Genomic DNA, 6915 nt, shown 5'->3' on the forward strand with positions numbered 1-6915 from the left:
GGTGGCCCGGGGGCTGCGTGGGGACCGGGCTGGGCGTGCCGTGGCCCGGGGCGTGGGTGGGGGACGGGGTCGGGGAGGCGTGGGTCGGGCGCGGCGACGGGGTCGAGGTCTCGGCGGCGTACGCCGTACCGGCCGTCGAGGCGGCGGCGAGCGCTATCGCGGCGAGCAGACCGGCGCCGGCCGGGCGGCGCAGGCGGGGGCGGGCGGTGCGGGAGGGGTTCACGGTCGGCTGCTCCAGGTTCGACGGGCGGCGCCTGATGGCGCCCTCACCCGTGACGACGTGCGGCGGAGGCCGGGGTTGCCGATGCGGCGGAAAGAAAATCCGCGGGCCGGGGCGGTGGGCGGCTCGTCAGTCGCGGCGGCGCCGCCATGCGCGGACCCCCGCCACGACGGCCGCCACGACACCGCCGACGACCAGGAGGGCGACGAGCGGGAGGAGGAATCCGACGCCGGGCGCGGTGCGGTACATGGAAGAGGCCCCCTGGTCCTTCGCGCTGGTCCTTCGCGCCGGTCGTTCGCGCTGGTCGTTCGTGTGGTCGTTCGCGTGGTGTCCGAACGGCGCCCCGTGGACGCCGGGCAGCGCAGGCTTCCGCACCCGGGGACGGGCTGTCAAGCGGACTTTCCTGCCAACTTCCCTGCCAACTTCCCTTTCGACGCCGTCAGTTGGGATGCCTCGCGTCCGTGTCCGTCGTCGTGCCCGTGCCCGTCGTCGAGCCCGTCTTCGCGCCCGTGCCCGTCGTCGTGTTCGTGCCCGTGCTCGCAGGGGTCGACCGGTCCGTGGACATCCCAGGGCGGGAACGGGTCGTCGGCGGGGGCCGGGACGGGCTCGCCGGGGGCGAGGAGGCAGGCGGTCAGGGCGGCGTGGAGTCCGTCCGGGCGCAGGCCGGTGCCGATGAAGACCAGTTCCTGGCCGGACGGGCCGGCGGTGTCCTCGGGGGCCGCGCCGCCGCTCTCCCCGTCGACCCCCGACGGCTCGAAGCGGGCCACTGCGCCCGCCTGCGACCACAGTCCGGTGATGCCGGGCCGGGTGGCGAGGCGGAAGAAGCCCTTGGAGCGGAGGATGCCACCGTGGGCGCCGCTGTCGAGCTGTTCGGTGACGAACTGCCAGAGGCGGGCGGGGTGGAAGGGGCGGGCGGCGCGGAAGACGGTGCTGGAGATGCCGTATTCCTCGGTTTCGGGGACGTGGTCGCCGTTGAGTTCCCGGACCCAACCGGGCGCCTGCTGGGCGCGTTCCAGGTCGAAGCGGCCGGTCCCCAGGACGTCGGCGAGCGCCACCGCGCCGCGCCGGGCGGGGATGACGCGGGCGGCCGGGTTGAGGCGGGCGAGGGTGGCCCGGAGCCGTCCGGCGGTGGCGGTGTCGACCAGGTCGGTCTTGTTGAGGACGAGGACGTCGGCGAACTCGATCTGGTCCATGAGCAGATCGCTCACCGTGCGCTCGTCGTCCTCGTACTGGTCGAGGCCGCGTTCGGTCAGCGCGTCGCCGCCGGACAGCTCGGGCAGGAAGCCGGCCGCGTCGACCACCGTGACCATGGTGTCCAGGCGCGTCAGATCGCCGAGGGTGGTGCCGTCGTCGCGCGGGGCGGCGAAGGTCGCGGCGACCGGCATCGGTTCGGAGATGCCGCTGGACTCGATGAGCAGGTGGTCGAAGCGGCCCTCGCGGGCCAGCCGGTCGACCTCCTCCAGGAGGTCGTCGCGCAGGGTGCAGCAGATGCAGCCGTTGGTCATCTCGACGAGGCGTTCCTCGGTGCGGGAGAGCGCCGCGGCGCCGCCGCGGACGAGGGCGGCGTCGATGTTGACCTCGCTCATGTCGTTGACGATCACCGCGACGCGCAGGCCCTCCCGGTTGCCCAGGACGTGGTTGAGCAGGGTGGTCTTGCCGGCGCCGAGGAAGCCGGAGAGCACGGTGACGGGCAGCCGGGGGTGCGTCATGGCCCGGTCAGCCCTTCGGGTCGATCAGGCCGAGCCGGTACGCCTTCACCAGGCGCTGCGGGACCTGGTACACGGAGCCGTCGACGGTGATCGGCACCAGCCGGGGCGCGGCGGCCTTCCACTGGGCGCGGCGGTGGCGGGTGTTGCTGCGGGAGAGCTTGCGCTTGGGTACGGCCATGGGGGCGGGACCTCCGTCGGTCGGATGGGCGTCGGCCAGGAGGTCAGAGGCTATATGGAAATGAGTTCCATTTCCAAGTAGAGTGTCCGTCGTGCCTGGGGTCACGGCACGCAAACGCCCGGGGCAGCCTGTGGGGGCGGCCCCGGGCGGACTTCGCGCGCCGCTGCGACCCCGGGGAGGGCCGCCGCGCCATGGCTCAGATCGTCGAGGTGTCGATCACGAAGCGGTAGCGGACGTCGCTCGCCAGCACCCGCTCGTACGCGTCGTTGATCTGGTCCGCGCTGATCACCTCGATCTCCGCGGCCAGTCCGTGCTCACCGCAGAAGTCGAGCATCTCCTGGGTCTCGCGGATGCCGCCGATCATCGATCCGGCGAACGACCGGCGGCGCGTGATCAGCGCGAACGGCGCGATCGGCAGCGGGCTCTCCGGGGCGCCGAGCTGGACCAGGGTGCCGTCGGTGCGCAGCAGGCCGAGGTAGGCGTTGAGGTCCAGGTTTGCCGAGACGGTGTTGACGATCAGGTCGAAGGTGCCGGCCAGCTGCTCGAAGGTGGCCGGGTCGGACGTCGCGTAGTAGTGGTCGGCGCCGAGCCGCAGGCCGTCGTCCTTCTTGCGCAGCGACTGGCTGAGGACGGTGACCTCCGCGCCCATCGCGTGCGCGATCTTGACGCCCATGTGTCCGAGGCCGCCGAGGCCGACGACGGCGACCTTCTTGCCGGGGCCGGCCTTCCAGTGGGCGAGCGGGGAGTAGAGGGTGATGCCGGCGCACAGCAGCGGGGCCGCGGCGTCCAGCGGGATGGTGTCGGGGATGCGCAGGGCGTAGTTCTCGTCGATGACGAGGTGGGTGGAGTAGCCGCCGTAGGTGGGCGCTCCGTCCCGCCCGGTGGCGTTGTACGTGCCGACGTTGCCGAGCTCGCCGGTGCAGTACTGCTCCTCGCCCGCCCGGCAGTTCTCGCACTCGCGGCAGGAGTCGACGAAGCAGCCGACGCCGACCCGGTCGCCCGCCTTGTAGCGGGTGACCTCGGCGCCGACCTCGGCGACCACACCGGCTATCTCGTGGCCGGGGACGATCGGGAAGTTCCCGCCGTCGCCCCATTCGGCGCGGACGGTGTGGATGTCGGAGTGGCAGATACCGGCGAACTTGATGTCGATCAGGATGTCGTGGGCACCCAGCTCGCGGCGCGGAATCGTGGTCCGCTCCAGCGGTGCTTTGGGGGCGGGTGCGGCGTACGCGGCGACAGAGGTGTGGGTCATGCCACCGAGATTGCGCCATCCCTTCAGGGCTAACCAGTGCACTCTTGAACATATGCATGGCGTGCCTACTACTGACGGAACCACCCAGCGGTCCGGGGAGCCCGGCGGCCCCGCAGTACAGCCGCGGATCGCGGCGGTGGACCAGCGCACCGAGCTGAGCGAGTTCCTGCGCTCGCGGCGGGCCCGGCTGCGGCCCCAGGACGTCGGACTGCCGGAGCACGGGCGGCGGCGGGTGCCGGGACTGCGCCGGGAGGAGCTGGCGCAGCTGGCCGGGGTGAGCGTCGCGTACTACATCCGCCTGGAACAAGGCCGCGGCCGGAACGTCTCGGCCGCCGTCCTGGAGGCGATCGCCGACGCGCTGCGGCTGACCCCGGCCGAGCGCGACCACCTGGGGCACCTGGTCCGGCCGGTCTCCCGCCGGGGCCGTCCGGCCGACCGGCCGCAGCGGGTACGGCCCGCCGTCCAGGAGCTGCTGGACACCATGGAGCACGTCCCGGCGTTCGTCGTCGGCCGGCGGCTGGACATCATCGGCTGGAACCGGCTGGGCTGCGCCGTGTTCGGCGACTTCCCGGCGATGCCGCCCGAGCGGCGCAACATGGCCTGGCAGGTCTTCCTGGATCCGGCGACGCGCGAGCTGTACGTGAACTGGGAGGGCAAGGCGTGCGTGTTGGTCGCCCTGCTGCGGCGGCAGGTCGGGCGCCGGCCGGACGATCCGGCGCTGGCCGCGCTGATCGCCGAACTGGCCGACCGCAGCGAGGAGTTCCGGCGGTTCTGGGCCCGGCACGACGTCAAGGACAAGGGCTTCGGCGTGAAGCAGCTGAACCATCCGCTGGTGGGTCCGCTGACCCTCGCCTACGAGTCGCTGGGGGTGCCGGACGACCCCGAGCAGATGCTGGTCACCCACCACGCCGCACCGGGCTCGCCGTCCGCGGAGGCGCTGCGCGCACTGGCGGCGTGGCCGCGGCACGCGGCGGGCCGGGGGGCGTAAGGGCGGCCCGGCGGGTCAGGGCCTCACCTGCCGTTTCGCCGGTCGCGTACGGACCCCGCAGGGCGTGCGGGGCCCGTACGCGGGGTGTCAGTCGGACAGCGAGATCGCGGCGGCCGGGCAGATGGCCGCCGCCTCGCGGACCGCGTCGTGCAGTGCGGCGGGCGGCTCGGCGTCGAGGACGACGACGATGCCGTCCTCCTCGCGCTGGTCGAAGACGTCCGGCGCGGCCATCACACAGCTTCCGGCGCCGCAGCACTTCTCCTGGTCGGCGTGAATGCGCATGGTTCTCCCCAAGGGTGCGGAAGGAAAGGTGGTCGGTGCGGGGGTGCCGCGGGCTACCAGGCGATCGGCAGCGAGTGCACCCCGTAGATGGCCATATCGCTGCGGTACGCGACGTCCTCGAAGGGGATGTCCAGCCGCAGGCCGGGCAGCCGGCGGATCAGGGTCTCCACGGCGATCTGGAGCTCCACCCGGGCCAGCGGCTGCCCCAGGCACTGGTGGACGCCGAAGCCGAAGGCGACATGGCGGCGGGCGTCGCGGGTGACGTCGAGGGCGTCGCCGCCGGGGAACACGTCCTCGTCGCGGTTGGCGGTGTTGATCGTGCACAGCACGCCCTCGCCGGCGCGGATGGTGCGCCCGCCGACGACGATGTCCTCGGTGGCGACGCGCGGTACGCCGTTGTGGACGATCGTCAGATAGCGCAGCAGCTCCTCGACGGCGCCCTGGACGAGCGACGGCTGTGCGCGCAGCCGCGCCAGCTGGTCGGGGTTGCGCAGCAGGGCGAGGGTGGACAGGGCCGTCATGTTGGCGGTCGTCTCATGCCCGGCGACCAGCAACAGCCGCCCCATGGTGGCGATTTCGGCGAAGCTCAGCTCGCCGCGGGCGACCAGGCGGCTGACGATGCCGTCGTCCGGCCGGTCCTGCTTGGACTCGGCGAGCCGGGTCAGATAGTCGACCAGCTCCAGCTGGGCGGTGCGGACGTCCTCGGCGGCCGAGCGGAGGCTGAGCAGGATCCGGCTGCGCTCCTGGAAGTAGCCGTGGTCCTCGTAGGGGACGCCGAGCAGCAGGCAGATCACCAGGGACGGCAGCGGCAGCGCGAAGTCGGTGACCAGGTCGGCGGAGGTGCGGCCGTCGGTCATCCGGTCGATCAGCTCGTCGGCGAGGCGCTGCACCTCCGGGCGCATCGCCTCGACCTTCCTGACCATGAAGTCGGCGGTGAGCATCCGGCGCAGCCGGGCGTGCTCCGGGTCGTCCTGGCGGATGAACGTGGTGCCGCCGGTGAGGATTTCGCGTCCGCCGGCGGTGAGGAACGGGAATCCCGGGAGGTGCGCGTCGGCGCTGAAGCGCTGGTCGCCGAGCACCTGGCGAACGTCCTGATGCCGGGTCACCAGCCAGCAGGCGGAGCCGTCCCAGAGGGTGGCCCGGGTGACCGGCTCCTCGTGGGCCGCGCGGCTGACGCCGGGTGCGGGATCGAAGGGGCAGCCCGGGGCGCGGGCGGCCGGGACGGCGAGGGCGTCGGGGGAAGCGGTACGTTCTGCGGTCGTCATGCGGGTGGTCCTTCCGCGTTCGGACACGGCACTGCGGTGGCTTGCCGAACTGCCGTGGATTGCCAACTCCCGTGCTGGTGACGTAGCCGGGCCGCCGAGCCGCAGGCCCGCTGCCCGTGGCAAGCTCATCACCCCTTGCTAGTTACCTAACTTAAGCAATTAAGTTGTCGTTACGTTAACTCACGCCCGGCAGGGGAGGGAAGGGTTGATCGAGGACCGCACGAGGTTGGCTCAAACCCGGCTCGAAGTGGGGCGCATGCCGAACGGGGCGCGGACTGCGGAGAGTTGTGCCGGTCCCTGCCGTTTGCCGGCGGGCGGTACGTCGGGATCCGGCCACATCCTGGTACGGAACGCTGCGGATCCGGGGACCGGTGCCCGCTACAGTGCCCCCATGCCGGACCCCGTACGAGACCAGGACTCCGTCGCCGCACTGCAAAAGGTGCTGGCCACGCTGTCCTATCTGCTCACCCGCTCCCGGGCGCACGAGCGCCAGGCGCTCCAGGCGGGTGTCACGGCCGGGCGCTCCGACCTCTACTTGCTGATGGCCCTGGAGAACAGCGGCGGTGTCAGCCGGGTCGGCGACCTGGCGGCCCAGCTGATGGTCGAACCGCCGCATGTCACCCGGCAGATCGGCCAGTTGGAATCCCAGGACCTGGTCGAACGCACCCCGGACTCCCTGGACCGCCGCGCCCGCCAGGTCGCCATCACGCCGCACGGCAGGGAGGTCCTGCGCAGCTTCCAGCACGCCAGACTGGCCGAATTGCGGCAGGCTCTCAGCGACTTCGACGATGCCGAGCTCGACACCACGATGGCCGTACTGGAACGCCTGGTGGTCTACGTCCGCGAAAAGCACGCGGAGGAGCCACGCCAGCGGGGGCGGGGGGCGTAGGGCCTTTCCGGCCCCGACCCACCGGACAGACCCTGACGGCGATCCCCCCCGCCGGCGGCGCTGCTACTCGATCTCGACGCGACCGCTGTGGCCGGTGCCGTTGGCGCTGCTCCCCGGGGTGGCGTTCTTGCC

8 protein-coding genes are annotated in these 6915 nt (G+C 72.4%); 2 read left to right on the forward strand and 6 right to left on the reverse strand.

Annotated features, from left to right (window positions below):
• Positions 1-349: 349 nt before the first annotated feature.
• The 4 genes from IEZ17_RS40900 to IEZ17_RS40915 all read right to left on the reverse strand — a co-directional run bounded on the left by IEZ17_RS40900 (position 350) and on the right by IEZ17_RS40915 (position 3359).
• Positions 350-613 carry a hypothetical protein gene (locus IEZ17_RS40900; protein ID WP_189308711.1) on the reverse strand — a complete coding sequence of 88 codons (264 nt, stop codon included), beginning with the start codon at positions 611-613 and terminating at the stop codon, positions 350-352.
• Positions 610-1929 carry a GTP-binding protein gene (locus tag IEZ17_RS40905; RefSeq protein WP_189308712.1) on the reverse strand — a complete coding sequence of 440 codons (1320 nt, stop codon included), beginning with the start codon at positions 1927-1929 and terminating at the stop codon, positions 610-612. Before IEZ17_RS40905 ends, IEZ17_RS40900 begins: the two co-directional genes overlap by 4 nt.
• A gap of 7 nt (positions 1930-1936) precedes the next feature.
• On the reverse strand, positions 1937-2107 hold the full coding sequence (gene rpmF / locus IEZ17_RS40910; protein ID WP_189308713.1) for a 50S ribosomal protein L32: 171 nt from the start codon (positions 2105-2107) through the stop codon (positions 1937-1939).
• A 196-nt stretch (positions 2108-2303) separates the two neighbouring features.
• Entirely contained in the window at positions 2304-3359 is a 1056-nt protein-coding gene (locus tag IEZ17_RS40915; RefSeq protein WP_189308714.1) for an NAD(P)-dependent alcohol dehydrogenase, read from the reverse strand.
• A gap of 136 nt (positions 3360-3495) precedes the next feature.
• Here IEZ17_RS40915 and IEZ17_RS40920 point away from each other — a divergent pair, with 136 nt between their 5' ends.
• Complete coding sequence (locus IEZ17_RS40920; RefSeq protein ID WP_229853119.1) at positions 3496-4347, forward strand: helix-turn-helix domain-containing protein; 852 nt, start codon at positions 3496-3498, stop codon at positions 4345-4347.
• Between the two features lie 87 nt (positions 4348-4434).
• Here IEZ17_RS40920 and IEZ17_RS40925 read toward each other — a convergent pair whose 3' ends face one another.
• Both IEZ17_RS40925 and IEZ17_RS40930 read right to left on the reverse strand, forming a co-directional pair.
• Positions 4435-4629 (reverse strand): ferredoxin, encoded by a 195-nt coding sequence (locus IEZ17_RS40925; protein ID WP_189308716.1) that lies wholly within the window; start codon positions 4627-4629, stop codon positions 4435-4437.
• Positions 4630-4682: 53 nt separating this feature from the next.
• Positions 4683-5894 carry a cytochrome P450 gene (locus tag IEZ17_RS40930; protein ID WP_189308717.1) on the reverse strand — a complete coding sequence of 404 codons (1212 nt, stop codon included), beginning with the start codon at positions 5892-5894 and terminating at the stop codon, positions 4683-4685.
• A 391-nt stretch (positions 5895-6285) separates the two neighbouring features.
• Here IEZ17_RS40930 and IEZ17_RS40935 point away from each other — a divergent pair, with 391 nt between their 5' ends.
• Positions 6286-6783, forward strand: coding sequence for a MarR family winged helix-turn-helix transcriptional regulator (locus IEZ17_RS40935; protein ID WP_189308718.1), 498 nt, complete (start codon positions 6286-6288; stop codon positions 6781-6783).
• Positions 6784-6915: the final 132 nt, after the last annotated feature.

Origin of the sequence: Streptomyces albospinus, assembly GCF_014648695.1 — a bacterium.
Taxonomy (GTDB): domain Bacteria; phylum Actinomycetota; class Actinomycetes; order Streptomycetales; family Streptomycetaceae; genus Streptomyces; species Streptomyces albospinus.